Source organism: Methanobacteriaceae archaeon (genome assembly GCA_029219465.1).
Lineage (GTDB): Archaea > Methanobacteriota > Methanobacteria > Methanobacteriales > Methanobacteriaceae > Methanocatella.
In genome coordinates this window covers 16,440-31,205 of sequence record JAQXTL010000020.1, presented here as the reverse complement: position 1 = coordinate 31,205, position 14,766 = coordinate 16,440, and the positions used below count along the sequence as shown (strand labels likewise).

15 protein-coding genes and 1 tRNA gene are annotated in these 14,766 nt (G+C 34.8%); 10 read left to right on the top strand and 6 right to left on the bottom strand.

All coding sequences use genetic code 11. The annotated features are described in order from the left end of the window. The 8 genes from PUD86_08560 to PUD86_08525 all read left to right on the top strand — a co-directional run bounded on the left by PUD86_08560 (position 1) and on the right by PUD86_08525 (position 6,636). The gene (locus PUD86_08560; protein MDD6777329.1) at positions 1-1,098 is read left to right on the top strand and encodes a 4Fe-4S binding protein; all 1,098 of its coding nucleotides are present in this window, start codon (positions 1-3) and stop codon (positions 1,096-1,098) included. Positions 1,099-1,106: 8 nt separating this feature from the next. Next, on the top strand, positions 1,107-1,337 hold the full coding sequence (locus PUD86_08555) for a 4Fe-4S binding protein (protein MDD6777328.1): 231 nt from the start codon (positions 1,107-1,109) through the stop codon (positions 1,335-1,337). Positions 1,338-1,350: 13 nt separating this feature from the next. After that, positions 1,351-1,920, top strand: a complete 570-nt coding sequence (locus tag PUD86_08550) for a molybdopterin dinucleotide binding domain-containing protein (GenBank protein MDD6777327.1) — start codon at positions 1,351-1,353, stop codon at positions 1,918-1,920. Beyond that, positions 1,910-3,286, top strand: coding sequence for a formylmethanofuran dehydrogenase subunit B (locus tag PUD86_08545; GenBank protein MDD6777326.1), 1,377 nt, complete (start codon positions 1,910-1,912; stop codon positions 3,284-3,286). The genes PUD86_08550 and PUD86_08545 overlap by 11 nt, the downstream gene beginning before the upstream one ends. A gap of 6 nt (positions 3,287-3,292) precedes the next feature. Then, positions 3,293-5,011 (top strand): formylmethanofuran dehydrogenase subunit A, encoded by a 1,719-nt coding sequence (locus PUD86_08540; GenBank protein MDD6777325.1) that lies wholly within the window; start codon positions 3,293-3,295, stop codon positions 5,009-5,011. A gap of 2 nt (positions 5,012-5,013) precedes the next feature. Next, a complete protein-coding gene (locus PUD86_08535; protein ID MDD6777324.1) occupies positions 5,014-5,889 on the top strand; it encodes a formylmethanofuran dehydrogenase subunit C in 876 nt (291 codons plus the stop codon). 41 nt (positions 5,890-5,930) lie between these two features. Then, a complete protein-coding gene (locus tag PUD86_08530) occupies positions 5,931-6,221 on the top strand; it encodes a DUF2097 domain-containing protein (protein ID MDD6777323.1) in 291 nt (96 codons plus the stop codon). A 124-nt stretch (positions 6,222-6,345) separates the two neighbouring features. After that, the gene (locus PUD86_08525; protein ID MDD6777322.1) at positions 6,346-6,636 is read left to right on the top strand and encodes a DUF2097 domain-containing protein; all 291 of its coding nucleotides are present in this window, start codon (positions 6,346-6,348) and stop codon (positions 6,634-6,636) included. On the opposite strand, the gene PUD86_08520 is transcribed toward PUD86_08525, so the two are convergent. The 6 genes from PUD86_08520 to PUD86_08495 all read right to left on the bottom strand — a co-directional run bounded on the left by PUD86_08520 (position 6,637) and on the right by PUD86_08495 (position 12,662). Continuing rightward, entirely contained in the window at positions 6,637-8,319 is a 1,683-nt protein-coding gene (locus tag PUD86_08520; protein MDD6777321.1) for an NrpR regulatory domain-containing protein, read from the bottom strand. Between the two features lie 61 nt (positions 8,320-8,380). Then, positions 8,381-9,739 carry a type I glutamate--ammonia ligase gene (gene glnA / locus PUD86_08515; protein ID MDD6777320.1) on the bottom strand — a complete coding sequence of 453 codons (1,359 nt, stop codon included), beginning with the start codon at positions 9,737-9,739 and terminating at the stop codon, positions 8,381-8,383. Positions 9,740-9,991: 252 nt separating this feature from the next. After that, positions 9,992-10,735 (bottom strand): HesA/MoeB/ThiF family protein, encoded by a 744-nt coding sequence (locus PUD86_08510; GenBank protein ID MDD6777319.1) that lies wholly within the window; start codon positions 10,733-10,735, stop codon positions 9,992-9,994. A gap of 8 nt (positions 10,736-10,743) precedes the next feature. Next, complete coding sequence (locus PUD86_08505; protein MDD6777318.1) at positions 10,744-11,910, bottom strand: aldo/keto reductase; 1,167 nt, start codon at positions 11,908-11,910, stop codon at positions 10,744-10,746. Between the two features lie 116 nt (positions 11,911-12,026). After that, positions 12,027-12,136, bottom strand: a tRNA-Met gene (locus PUD86_08500). 88 nt (positions 12,137-12,224) lie between these two features. Further along, entirely contained in the window at positions 12,225-12,662 is a 438-nt protein-coding gene (locus PUD86_08495) for a C-GCAxxG-C-C family protein (GenBank protein ID MDD6777317.1), read from the bottom strand. A gap of 138 nt (positions 12,663-12,800) precedes the next feature. Here PUD86_08495 and ahcY point away from each other — a divergent pair, with 138 nt between their 5' ends. Both ahcY and PUD86_08485 read left to right on the top strand, forming a co-directional pair. Further along, positions 12,801-14,051, top strand: a complete 1,251-nt coding sequence (ahcY, locus tag PUD86_08490; GenBank protein MDD6777316.1) for an adenosylhomocysteinase — start codon at positions 12,801-12,803, stop codon at positions 14,049-14,051. Positions 14,052-14,073: 22 nt separating this feature from the next. Continuing rightward, positions 14,074-14,724, top strand: a complete 651-nt coding sequence (locus PUD86_08485; GenBank protein ID MDD6777315.1) for a DUF2119 domain-containing protein — start codon at positions 14,074-14,076, stop codon at positions 14,722-14,724. The last annotated feature ends 42 nt before the right edge of the window (positions 14,725-14,766 follow it).

The window sequence follows — 14,766 nt, the reverse complement described above, 5'->3', positions numbered from 1 at the left end:
ATGATTAGAAATTTAAAAGAGGTTAAAGATAATAACTTTGACATTACAAGGTCTGCAGAAGAAGTCAGAAACTTGTCTTTCAATGACCATGTCTGTTTAGGTTGTGGGATTTGTGAATCCACTTGTCCTGTTGAAGCGATTACTGTAAAAGCTGTTGCTATCGATGCTCGTCACAGAATTTCCAACGACATCTACTTCAGTGGACACGAAAAGATTGCTCAAAACTTCCAAGACGACTTTGATGCTCAAAGAGTAAGCATTGACGAAAGTAAATGTGTATTATGTGGTATGTGCAGTGGATTATGTCCTGTTGACGCATTAGTATTAACTATTGATGGCGTACCAATCAGAGAAATCGAAGCATATCCTCATTACAATGCTTTCTCAGAAATTGATGATGATGAATGTGTCTACTGTAAAAGATGTGAAATTGCATGTCCTCGTGACGCAATCGTTATCGACAGAGTTTTACCAGACCGTGCTGATTTAGTAACTGGTGAAATCGATGTAAACGAAGATGACTGTATTTACTGTGGTGTATGTGAAGAATTATGTCCTGCAGAAGCTATCTACGTTGATCACGAAACTGGTAAAGAATCTATTGTTATCAACAAAGATGAATGTGTATACTGTCTCGTATGTAAAAAATCCTGTCCTACTAACGCTATCAAAGCTATTTGTAGAGCATGTAACTACGGAGAGTACGACTTAAACCCTGCTAACGCAGTTGTTACTGGTAACTCTATTATCGACTCTGAACTCTGTGTATACTGTGGATGGTGTGAAGGCGTATGTCCTACAGACGCTGCTAAAGTTAAAAAACCATTCAAAGGTTCTATTGAAGTCGACGATGACAAATGTCAAGCTTGTGGTGCTTGTGTAGATATCTGTCAATGTAATGCTTTAGCATTCCCTGTATCTACCGCTCCAGGTTCCAGAATGGCACACGTTGTTGCTTACGGCGAATACTGTGTAAGTTGTAAAGCATGTGCAAATGCATGTCCTAACGATGCTATTACTGTAGTAAGAACTGAAGTTGACCACACTCCTATTAACTCCGCTACTTGGAAAGAAGCTTTAGATGCTATTAAAGACTAGGTGATTGGATGGAACTTAAAGTTAATCAAGATAATTGTTTAGGATGCGGTATTTGTGTAATCGCATGTCCTGTTAACGCAGCTATCAGTCCTGAAAATGCTGGTGGTAATGGTGCAAAGACTGAAGAAGTAATTATGATGGTTGAAAACGGATTTATCAAACTCTTCAGTCCTGAAAAATGTGAATTCTGTGGAACATGTCAAATGTTTTGCCCAGTTAATGCTATATGGTTAGAATAAGGGGGATTATATAATGCATTACGCTAATACTTATTTAGAAAAACCTGTAGTACCTGATGTAAAAATTACTGGTGAAGGAACTACTGATGTTCTTAAATGTATGTTAAACACTGGATCTGACATCTACCAAGGTGCTTGTAAGAAAAGAGGATCCACTTTAAAAGAAGAATATAAAAACGCTTCCGGTACTTGTTACATGGACCCTAGGGATATGGCTAAATTAGGTGTAAACAACTGGGACACCGTCCTTGTTAAAACCGACTTTGGTGAAGTTGTTGTAAACTGTGCTGTATCTAGAGACGCACCTCACGAAGGTACTGTATTCATTTGTAAAGGTCCATGGGCTAACACTATTGTAAGCCACGATACCTACTGTTGTTCAGACCCTACTTACAAAGGTATTACTTGTACTGTAGAAAAAACTGATAGAAAAGTATTACTCATGGCTGACTTAATGAGATGGGTATACAAAAAATACGTTGATGAAGAAGATGACGATGTTGTTGAAAACATGGATTCTTTAGGTGAATTACCTGTTTATCACGGACGTAAATGGGAGGAGTTGATTGATCATGACTTATGAACCACCTGTAACTGATTATGATCACATTGTTGAAAACTGTACTTGTGCTTTCTGTGGTTGTAATTGTGATGATTTAGATTACTTAGTTAAAGATAATCACGTTGTTGCTGTAAGACACGCATGCAGATTAGGAGCAAGTAAAATCATGGAAGATATGGACCAAAGATTACTTGTTCCAATGATTAGGGATGAAAACGGAGAACTTACTGAAGTTGACTGGGATACTGCTTTAGACAAAGCTGCAGAATACATTGCTAACTCTATCAGACCTGTATTCTACGGTTGGTCTGAAACCTCAACTGAATGTATGAAAGAAGGTGTAGCATTAGGTGAATACATCGGTGCTGTATTAGATAACCAAGCTACTATCTGTCACGGTCCTTCTCTCCAAGCTGTACAAAACGCAGGTTACCCTATTCAAACCTTAGGGGAAGTTCAAAACAGAGCTGACATGATTGTTTACTCTGGAAGTAACGCTATGAACTCTCACCCAAGACACTTAGCAAGATACGCTGCTTTCTGTCGTGGATACTTCAGACAAAGAGGAAGATTCGACAGAACTGTTGTTACTATGGATCCTAAATTCTCAGATACTGCAAAATGTTCTGACAAATGGATTGGATTCGAACAAAACGGAGACTACGGTTTCTACAACGCTATCAGAGCTGTATTAAGAGGAAAAGAATTATACCAAGACGTAATTTCTGGAATTCCTAAAGAAGATATTTACGAATTAGCAGAAGAAATGAAAAACGCAGAATTTGGTGTACTCTTCTTCGGTTTAGGTTTAACTCACACTTTATCAAAACAAAGAAACATTGATATTGCTATTAAAATGATTCAAGACTTAAACAAATACAGTAAATGGGGACTTACTCCTATGAGAGGTCACTTTAACGTAAACGGATTCAACATCTTCATGGCATTTGAATGTGGATTCGCTTTCGGTGTAGACTACTGTAGAGGTTACCCAAGATACATGTTAGGTGAAACCAACACTATCGATTTATTAGTCAGAAAAGAACCTGACTGTTTCATGGTTATTGCAGCTGACCCAGGTGCTCACTTCCCTAACGGAGCAAACCAACACTTAGCTGACATTCCAGTTATTCAAATCGATATTCACTGGGGTCCTTCCACCGAGCTTGCTGACGTAGTATTACCAGGTTCATTCATTGCTGTAGAATGTGCTGGTACCAGTTACCGTATGGATGGAGTTCCTATCTACATGAAAAAAGCTATTGACAAACCAGAAACTTGTCGTGACGACGAATGGATTGTCCGTGAACTTAAAGAAAGAGTAATGAAACTCAGAGAAGAGCCAAACGTAGCTCCAAAATTTGTGCCAAATCCAAACGCACTCTAAGGTGATATAATGGAATATATTCTTAAAAATGGTATTGTCTACGACCCAGCTAACGAAATTAACGGTGAGAAAAAAGACGTTATGTTCAAAGATGGTATTATTGTAGATGACGTATCTGCAGATGCTAAAGTCATAGACGTTACCGATAAAATAGTCATGCCAGCAGGTATTGACCCTCACGCTCACGTTGCAGGTCCAAAATTAGTAGTTGGAAGATTATACAGACCTGAAGATTCCAGAAGAGGTGTTACTCAAAAAACTAAAGTATTAAGATCTGAATCTGGTTTCTCTATCCCAAGTTGTCCTGCAACTGGTTACAGATACTCAAGATTAGGTTACGGTACTGTTGTTGAAGCAGCTATGCCTCCTCTTGAAGCAAAACACACTCACGAAGAAATTGCAACTATTCCACAATTAGACATCCCAGCTTTACCATTATTCGGTAACAACTGGTTCGTAATGGAATACGCAAAAGAAAACAACATTGAAGATATTGCAGCATTTGTATCTGCATGGTTAAAAATCTCCAAAGGTTACGGAATTAAAATCGTAAACCCATGTGGAAGTGAAGCATGGGGTTGGGGTATGAACGTACACGGTGTTAACGATAAAGCACCTTACTTCGACGTAACTTCTAAAGAAGTTGTAATCGCTTTAGCAAAAGCTAACGAAATGTTAAACTTACCTCACTCTATTCACATTCACCCTAACGATTTAGGACACCCTGGTAACGTTCCAACAACCATTGAAACTATGGATGCTGTTAAAAACGTTAAAAAAGGTTCTAAAGCAGCTGAAATCAGAGACCAAATTATGCACATCTGTCACTTACAATTCCACGCATACACTGGAAACAGTTGGAAAGATGCTGCATCTGGTGCTGAAGAACTTGCTAAATACATTAACAGTCACGACCACGTTACTTGTGATGTAGGACAAGTTACTTTCGATGAAACCACTACAATGACTGCAGACGCTCCTATGGAATACGACTTATTCAAATTATCTGGTTTAAAATGGACCAACAAAGATATTGAATGTGAAACTGCAGCTGGTATCATCCCATGTATCTACTCTCCTAAAAACCCTGTTAACACTTTACAATGGGCTATTGGTCTTGAATTGTTCTTACAAATCGACGACCCATGGAAAGTATGTATGACTACTGACCACCCTAACGCAGGTCCTTTCACTAGATATCCTAGAATCATCTCTTGGTTAATGAGTAACCAAAGAAGAATGGAAATGATCGAAAACAGAGAAGTTCACAAATGGGCAGAAAAAAGAACTACCCTTGCAACTCTCGACAGAGAATACGATTTCTACGATATTGCAACTATTACCAGATCTGCTCCTGCTAAAATCTACGGATTCACCGACAGAGGTGCACTTACTCCTGGTTACAGAGCAGACATTGCAGTATACGACATAAATCCTAATGACATTGACCCATCCAGACAAGCTGCTGATATTGAAAAAGGTTTCGATATTGCTGAATACACTATTAAAGATGGTCAAATCTTAGTAAAAGACAAAGAAATTGTAAAAGTTAAAGAAAGTCAAAACATCTGGGTTAACGTAAAAGGATGGGAACAAAACGAGCAAAAAGTTATCGACAACATTATGCCGTTCTTCACCCAATACTACTCAGTCAAATGGGAAAACTACCCTGTACATGACCACTACGTATCCAACCCAATTCAAATAGATGTTGATGGTAAATAGAGGTGTTTAATTTGAAAACAATCACATTTGATCAAATCAAAACTTCTTCAATCGCTTTAGAATTCGATGAATTAATTCCTGATGAAATTTTTTCATGGACTGAAGATGATTTTGCAAAATATCAAGTTCCTATTGGAAATTCCAGATTCCCAATTACTGACTTCTTCGACATCACTGTTGAAGGAGAAGCAAATGGTCCTAACGATGTAAAAATGGTTCTCAACGGAGACTTAAACAGAGTAAAATACATCGGTTGTAAAATGAGTGGTGGAGACATCGTATGTAACAGTAGTGTAGATTTACACGTTGGTGCTGAAATGTCTGGTGGATCCATTCTCGTTAAAGGTAACGCAGCAGCTCACGCTGGAAGAGAAATGTCTGGTGGATACCTTGAAATCGAAGGTAATACCAAAGAATTCACTGGTGCTTCTTACATTGGTGAATGGAGAGGTATGACCGGAGGAGAAATTGTTGTTGGCGGTAACGCTGGTAAACAATGTGGTGAATGTTTAACCGGTGGTAAAATTCACGTTAAAGGAAACTGTGATATTTTAGCTGGTATTCACATGACCAAAGGTGTAATCGAAATTGACGGTGACGTAAACCGTTGGCCGGGTGGACAAATGAAAAACGGTAACATCATTATCCACGGATTCCTCGGAAGATTACTCGAAGGATTCGTTCTCGATGGTGTTGTTGTAGACCCTGAAATTGACGGTGTCACTTACGAAGGTAAATACATTAAATACACTGGAGATATTGGTCTTAACGGTAAAGGTAACCTTTACTTAGACGCTGAAGCTAACAAAGAAAAATTATCCAGCTACGGCGAACTCGACGACGAATATACTTCAATTAGAGAATACAGGAATTTATAATTCCTCTCTCTTTTTTCTTTTTTTTAGTGTAGGTGTTTAGAATGATTGAAGAAGTTGAAATGAGTTTTGATGAAGCACTTGAATATGTTAAAACCAAAGTTAATGTTGGTGATGTTTTAGAACTTTCCTACAATCGTATTTTTGCTCCTGGTGAAGTTTTAGGATTCACTGAAGAAGATGATATGACTGGTGAAGGTTTTAGAGTTAGTCTTCAATTAAACGGTGAAATTTTAAATCAATCTATCGAAATCGATTTCGATGAAATTAAAGATGATTTAATTGAAATGCGTCATATTACTGACGATAAAAAACTTGTTGTAGAAATTTTGTAATTTCTCTCTTTTTTCCTATTATTTTTTTGATCTAATTTTTCATAAATCAATATTTTGTTCGTATATATACAAACAAGTTTATATATGATAACTACTATATTATAGTTTACAAGGGTTGATTATCATGAAAAATTTAGAATTAACAACAAACGACGCTGTAAGTTATTTAAAAGAAAATGTTAAAATTCATGATAGAATTGAAATTTCATATAATAGAATTTTCGCAGAAGGAGAAATCCTAAATATGGATTTTTCTGAATACTTTGGAAAACCAGGTTTTAAAATGTTAGTCTCTCTTGACGAAAGTCGTTTGGGGGCTACTGTTGAAATTGATATTTTTGAAGTTGCGGATGATATAATCGAATTTACTCATTATCCTAAAAATGGTGAGGAAGTGGATGTGACTGTAAGTTAATTATAGTCTATCCATCTTTTCGAAAGGTAATAATTTTTCAATAGCTTTAACCTTAACAGCTATTCCTTTTTCTTTAATTGCAGCGATTGAATTTAAACCACTGCCTGTAACAATACCGAAGTTATAATTGTTTGCTTTTGCGTTGTATGTAACTTCTCTTGGCTTTCCAATTTTGTATATTGGGAATCCTATATTGTTTAAAATATCTAAAATATGGACACTTTGTTCTCTTGATATATATGGTATTTCTTTAAAACTAGCAAGTATTTTACTATGTCCATCATTATTAGTTATAGATGTCATATTTTTAGCTAGGAATATCATATGTGGGTCTTCTGTGGACCCGTTGTATGAAATTAAGTCAATGAATAATGGAGGCTCTGTGAGTTCAAGTAATCCACCATATTTTGGGTTACTCATAATTCCATTATCAATCAAAATTCCATCAATACTTAAACTGCAGATTGTAGCAAGACCAATCATTGAATCATTACTTGGATGTTCAACTAATTTATAGTATGGACTAATGAATTTAGGTTTGTCATTGTATGTTTCTTCCATTATATCCAAAGCCTTGTCAATCTTGTCTTTGTCCATAAATGAAACATTTGTAATGATATTTCCTTTTCTTTTTTCAATATCAAAATCAACTTGCTGGATTAAGTTCCATGTTTTTGAAAGTAAAAATGCAATGTTTTGTGGTGGTGTACTTTTTACTTGTGATAATACAGGATTGATTCTTGAAGCTATTGGAGATAAAGTTTTGAAATCTTTAATCTCTTCAGCAATTTTAATTTCAATATCCTGATTTTCTTCTTGCACTGCACAAAATGGAGTAATTCCACCTACAACAGAGATTCCAACCATTCCTTCAGGTACTGGAACTCCTAAAAGATTCTTTCCTTCTTCTGAAATAGCTATTATTCCACCAATTCCAATTTTTTCTAGTTTATTGATTATATCAATAGCATTTTGGCGGCCAATTCCTGGAATTAATCTGAAGTTTGCAGGAATAATTCCTTCCCCATTTTCAATTACATCCATTACTGATGTAAATCCTTTTGCTGAGAATGCTTCAAGCGGGGATACTGAAGTCTTTTTGTATGAAATTAATTCGGTAAATCCAACAGGTTCATTATCTTCAATTTTTAGAAGTCCACCATATTGTGGTTGTGATGCAATTCCTTCATTAAGCAACACTCCGTCTACTGTTGTTCCACATAAAGTTGTTACTTCTATTTTGTTGTCATTACCAGTATGATTTAAATTAACGTAAGGGCTAACAGAAAGGCCATGTTCAATAACTTTTTTAATTATATCAATTGATTCTTCATTATAAATGGTTGAAGTGTTGACAACAACTTTTCCTTTCTGTGTCATATAGTTGAAGTCTGCTAAATATATCATTTCTTCAAATTTTGAGTAAATGAAATCAACTTGATCATAAATTATTCCTTTTTCTAACTTTTCACGGCCATGTGCTGTGATTTTTCTTCCAGAATTTCCAATTCTTTCAGTATAACCTTTTTCATCTAAAATTTGCATGTGGTATCTAACTGCACGTTCACCAAGATTGAATCCCTTGTTTTTTAGCTCATCTGCTATTAATTTAGAACCAGTTGGTTTTTCTTGTTCGCTTAGTATTCTTAGTATTTCCATCATTCTGTGTTCAGACTCTGACATAAAAAACACCGTACAGTATAATTTCAATTAAATTAAAAAAAATAAAAAGTTAATATTTAGATTAGATATCTAAATATTTTTTCTGTTCGTATCCAAATACTTGAACACGATATTCGTCCCATTCTTGATATTTGAGTTCTAAGAATTTTTCACTTACGTGAGGACCTAATGCATTAAGGATTAATGGGTCTTCTTCAAGAGCATGGTATGCTTCCCATAAACTTGTAGGTAAGACTTTAATTCCTCTTTGTTCTCTTTCTTCTTCAGTCATTTGGTAAATATCAAGTTCTACAGGTTCACCTGGGTCGATTTTATTAACGATTCCGTCAATACCTGCTTCAAGCATTACAGTAAATGCTAAGTAAGGGTTACATGCAGGGTCAGGGGATCTGTACTCAATACGAGTAGCTTTTCCACGTGCTGCTGGAACTCTGATTAAAGCAGATCTGTTTCTAAGACCGTATGCTCTGTAAACAGGTGCTTCGTAACCTGGTACTAAACGTTTGTATGAGTTTACAATAGGGTTAGTAATTGCGGTAATTGCAGGTGCGTGTTTTAATAATCCACCCATGAAGTGAAGAGCGTCTTTTGAAAGTCCAGTTTCGGAATCTGGGTCTGAGAAGAGGTTTTTATCTCCTTTGAATACAGACTGGTGACAGTGCATTCCACTTCCACTTACTCCAAAGAATGGTTTTGGCATAAATGTTACTCTGTAGTCCATTTGATCAAAAGTAGCCATGTTGTCTACAATAGCTTTAATAGCTTGTTTAAAGGTAATTACTGCATCTGCAGTTTTAAGTGCATCTTTAAATTTGAATGCAATTTCGTTTTGACCTGGAGCTACTTCGTGGTGAGATGCTTCAACTTCAAAGTCTAAATCTTCTAAGTTTAAGGTTAATTCTCTTCTAAAGTCAGTTCCTTTATCGAGAGGTTCCACATCAAAGTATCCTGCGTCATCGTAAGGCATTGGGTATCCTTTTTCATCAATGTCTACAATAAAGAATTCTGGTTCTGGACCGATGTTATATTGTAAGCCCATTTCTGCAATGTGAGATAAGGATTTTTTAAGTACTCCTCTTGGATCTCCTGCAAATGGTTTTTTATCAGCAGTCCATACGTCACAGATAAATCTACAGGTTGCAGATTCTTCTGGTCTCCAGGAAAGTCTTGAGTAAGTATTGATATCAGGTTTTAAAACTAAATCACTGTCGTTAACACCAACAAATCCTGCAATAGAGGAACCGTCAAATAACATTCCTTCATTAAATAATTCATTTAAATCGTCGTCAGGATCGAATGGAATTACGATATTTTTTACACTTCCGTTGATATCAACGAATTGTAATCGGATAAACTTAATGTTATCCTCTTTCATTTGTTCTCTGATTATTTCAATTTTTTCTTCTGGAATATCGCTCATCGAATCAAGCTCCATTTATTAATCATGATTAATATAAACATAGTCGGAAAATACTTTCCATCGAGTCTATATCTTAATTTTGTAGTATATAAATATTTGTGGAAAATAGTTATATAATTTCTATTATGCAATTTTTACTATATTAATGCATAGATTTTATAGTTTTTAATAAAAATTAGTATATTTGTTTGTATTATTGTTATTTTTTTGTTCAAATCAAAATAAAAAAAGAATAAAATTTTAACTTAATGTTTAGATTTTTTCTAAAGAGAAAGAACCTAAGTTCAATAAGTCAAAAGTTAAAATTTCAGGTGCAACAGTTACTTTTCCAACACCTGTAATGATTTTAAAAGCTTCCATTGCCTGGATACATCCAACTAAATTAGGAGTTGGTCCAATAACAGGTGGTGTTGCTGCTGCAATGCTGTTTAAACTTTCAATCACATCAGCAGTTAATTCCTTTCCAAGAGATGGAAGGTTGAACATTTCCTCATAACTTTTTGTATTTGGTAGGAATGTTGTAACTTGACCTAATGTTGCATTAATTGCACCATGTACTAAAGGAATCTTTTTTTCGTTTGCACATCTTGATACGATAACTCTTGTTAAAACATTGTCGAGTGCTTCAATAACAAGATTTGAATCAGCTATGATTTCGTCAATGTTTGTTTCATCAACATGTGTGTTAATGCAGGTTACTTTAACAAATGGGTTGATTAATTCAACTTTTTGTTTTGCGACTTCACTTTTAATCATTCCAATTTTATCGGTAGTTGCGAAATTCTGTCTGTTTAAATTGGATAAATCAAAACAATCTTTATCAACCAAAACAAGTTCTCCAATACCCATTCTTGCAAGCATTTCAATTGTTTGGCCTCCGATTCCACCACATCCGATAACTGCGATTTTACAATTTTTGTAACGTTCTTGTTCTTCTTTGTTTACGATGCTCATTTGGCGGGTTACGATTTCCCAATAGTCTTTATCGTTTGTCATTTTTTCACCTAGAAATGATCGAATTCGCTTCCGAAGTATTCGTATACCTTTTGGAGTTCTTCTGGAATATTTAACATCTGTGTACAAAAGGGTAAACATTCTTCACACATTACACAGCTGTCTGCTCTTGAATCTTCATCGATTAAAGCAAAATATTGCATAGCACTAGCTTTTGGGTTTTGCATCATGTGTGCTATGTTGTATTCAGTTAAACAGTTGATAATGTCAACTCCGTGAGGGCAAGGCATACAGTATCCACATCTGGTACAGCTATTTCCAAGATATGTTTTGTATGTTCTTGCAACTTCTCTTATTAATTCACTATCATTTGCACTGATGATGTCTTCTGTTGATGCTATTTCAATGTTTTGTTTAACCTGTTCTAAACTGGTCATACCGCTGAAAACACAGTCAACATCATCTCTGTTCCATAAGTATTGTAAAGCCCACTCAACAGGAGTTCTTTTCTTTTCTGCACTGTCCCATAATTTTTGAATGTCCTGTGGGATATTTTGAACAAGTCTTCCTCCACGAAGAGGCTCCATAATCATACTTCCAACATTAATGTCTTTTAAATAGTTAAGACCCATTACTCCGGACTGGTAATATTCATCAAGGTAATTCATCTGGGTTAGTGCAACTTCCCATTTTGGATATTCATCAAGGATTTCAATAAAATAATCAACTTCAATATGTGATGAAAATCCGACATGTTTGATTTTACCGCTGCTTAAACCGTCATCTAAAAAGTCAAGAGCTCCAAGATCACGTACTTTATTCCAGTCAGGAACTGTAAGTGAGTGGAGAAGATAAATATCAATATAGTCAGTTTGTAATTTTTCAAGTTGAATATCTAAATAATAATCAAAATCGCTTCTTTTTTCCATTAACCATGAAGGAGATTTTGTTTGTAATATAATTTCGTCTCTTAAGCTATTTTCAGTTAAATATTCACCAAGAAACTTTTCACTGTTTCCATTACCGTCAAGCTCTGCACTATGGTATGGATAAGCAGTATCAATTATGTTAATTCCATTTTCAATTCCGTAGGTTAACATTTCAGATGCTTCTTGTTTGTTGATATCTGCATTAGAATTAGTTGTAGGAAGTCTCATTGTTCCAAAACCGAGTCTGGATACCTTAAGACCTGTCTTTCCAAGTGTATTATATAACATTTGTAAACCTCAAATAATTAATTAATAAGTATTTTGATAAAAAGAGTATAAAATTATTATTATTTGAAAAAGTTTTTTAAAAAATAAGTTAGATGGAAATTCCTGGGATTTTAGGATGCCGGGGGCGGGATTCGAACCCGCGATCTCACGGTATCCCAGGAATATGTCAGAGCACTGCATTATTACCCTATGAGCCGTGCGCTCTAACCAGCTGAGCCACCCCGGCATCTAACAATAATATTTTATTATTGCATCATATTTATACTTTTTGTTTTTTTATGATTTTATTAAGAAAAAAAATAATTTATAAGAATTTATTCGTTGAGGATTTTTTCAACAATTTTCACTGCTGAAGCAACCATATTTGGGCAAAATTCATTAAATAAATTATTTTCTTTTGCATATTCCACACCTTCTTTGGTGGTAATGTCACATTTTAATAATTCATTACAGAGATATGACCCATTTTCAGCTTTAAATTCATCTAAGAATTGAACACATTTATCATTGGTAAGTAATTTGTTTTCAGTATCTCCAATTTCGTTGTGTCCGTATTTTAATCCTAATGCCATTAGAGCACCAGTACATGCTCCGCATACTTCTCCTTTTCTCATTCCACTACCAAAACATCCTCCAATTTTAAGAGCCTGTTTTTCACTAAGTCCTAATTCTTCACTGAATGTTGCAAATACTGATTGTGAACAATTAAAATCTGATTTAAATAATTCTAATGATTTTTCAACGTGTGTCATAATTACCTCTCCTATGTTTTATTTTTATATTTTTTATTTAATTAGTTTATTATTTAGGTAAAGCATAACTTTATTAATGTTATTAAAAATATACACATATTATTAATTATATAATTTAAAATTATAGGAGTTATTTTTATGAGTAAAGTTAAAGATATGTCCTTAGCACCTGAAGGTGTAAGAAAGATTGAATGGGTTCAAAAACACATGCCTGTTTTAGAAAACATTAAACAAGAATATTTAGAAACTCAACCTTTCAAAGGAATCACTATTGGTTCATGTTTACACTTAGAACCTAAAACTATTAATTTAGGTTTAACTTTAATGGCTGGTGGAGCTGAAGTTGCAATGACTGGTTGTAACCCATTATCCACTCATGATGATGCAGTTGCTGGAGCAGCTGACCTTGGTTTGAATGTGTACGGGTGGAGAGAACAAGACGACGAAGAATACTATCAAACCATTAATATGGTACTTGACCATAAACCAGACATAATCATTGACGATGGAGCAGATATGATTATGGTTCTTCACAATGAAAGAAAAGAATTATTATCTCATATTAAAGGAGCATGTGAAGAAACCACTACTGGTGTACACAGATTAGAAGCAATGCACGCTGACGGAGCATTAAAATTCCCAGTAATTGCTGTAAATGATGCTTACACTAAATACTTATTTGATAACCGTTACGGAACTGGTCAATCAAGTTTCGATGCTATTATGGGAACTACCAACATGGTTATTGCTGGTAAAACCGTAACCATCTGTGGATATGGATGGTGTGGAAGAGGACTTGCTCTTAGAGCAGCAGGTCTTGGTGCTGATGTTATTGTAACTGAAGTTGATCCAATCAGAGCACTTGAAGCAAGAATGGATGGATACAGAGTAATGACTATCCGTGAAGCTGTAAAACAATCTGACTTAATCGTTACTGTAACTGGTAATGCTGATATTATCTCTGGTGATGATTTCAAATACATGAAAGATGGATGTATGCTTGCAAACTCCGGACACTTCAACGTAGAAATCAACAGACCTGACTTAGAAGCTATTTCAACTGGTGTTAAAGAAGTACGTGAAAGTATTGAAGAATTCACTACTAAAGACGGACGTAAAATCTACTTGCTTGCTGACGGTCGTTTAGTAAACTTATCTGCAGCACGTGGACAAGGACACCCTGCTGAAATTATGGACATGAGTTTTGCTGTACAAGCATTATCTGCAAAACACATCTTAGAAAACGATTTGCCTGTTGGTGTAACTAAAGCACCAGATGCAATCGATTACAATGTTGCTTCTATGAAATTAGAGGCTATGGGTATTGAAATTGACTCATTAACTCAAAAACAAAAAGATTACATGTCTAACTGGCAAGAAGGAACATAATTTTCCTTCAATCTTATTTTTTATGTCTTTTTTTAAATATATTGACAATGGTGAGGGCCCAACTAAACTATTTATCGGCGGTCTTCACGGCAATGAAGGTGTAACTTCATTAAAATTCATCAAAAGAATTAAAGATGAAAACTTATCCTGCGGACAATTCTATTTTTATAATTTTGATAAAACTCCATATATTTCAACTATTGATAAAAAATATTATGAATCTGAAATCGGAAAGAAAGTTTTGGAGTTAATTAACTATCACAAACCTGATTTTTACACAGAACTTCACTGTTATAATCTTAAAAATTATGTTAAACTCACTTCAATGGAGCGATATAAAAAAACAGGAATTCCACCACTTATTAAATTAGGAAATCATGTTTTAGTCTCATCAGTATCTCCTTTGATTAGAATGACATATTTTTCAACTGAAACTGTATGTAAAACACTTGAGTTTCCATGCTTTGAAAAATTAAACCCTCAAATTATTGATGAGTATGGTTTTAATAAGGATTTAGCTATTGAAACTTATGAAGAACTTCTTAATTTGATTTTATCTTCCTCATCAAGAAAACACTTTGAAAATGAGATGCTAAAAAAATACAAAAGTCAGGTTTACACAGCCATGGAATATGCTCAAAAAGTATTTGGTAAGGATTTCCCACCTTATTAATTATTAAAATTGTTTATATAATATGCCTATTAAATATATTAT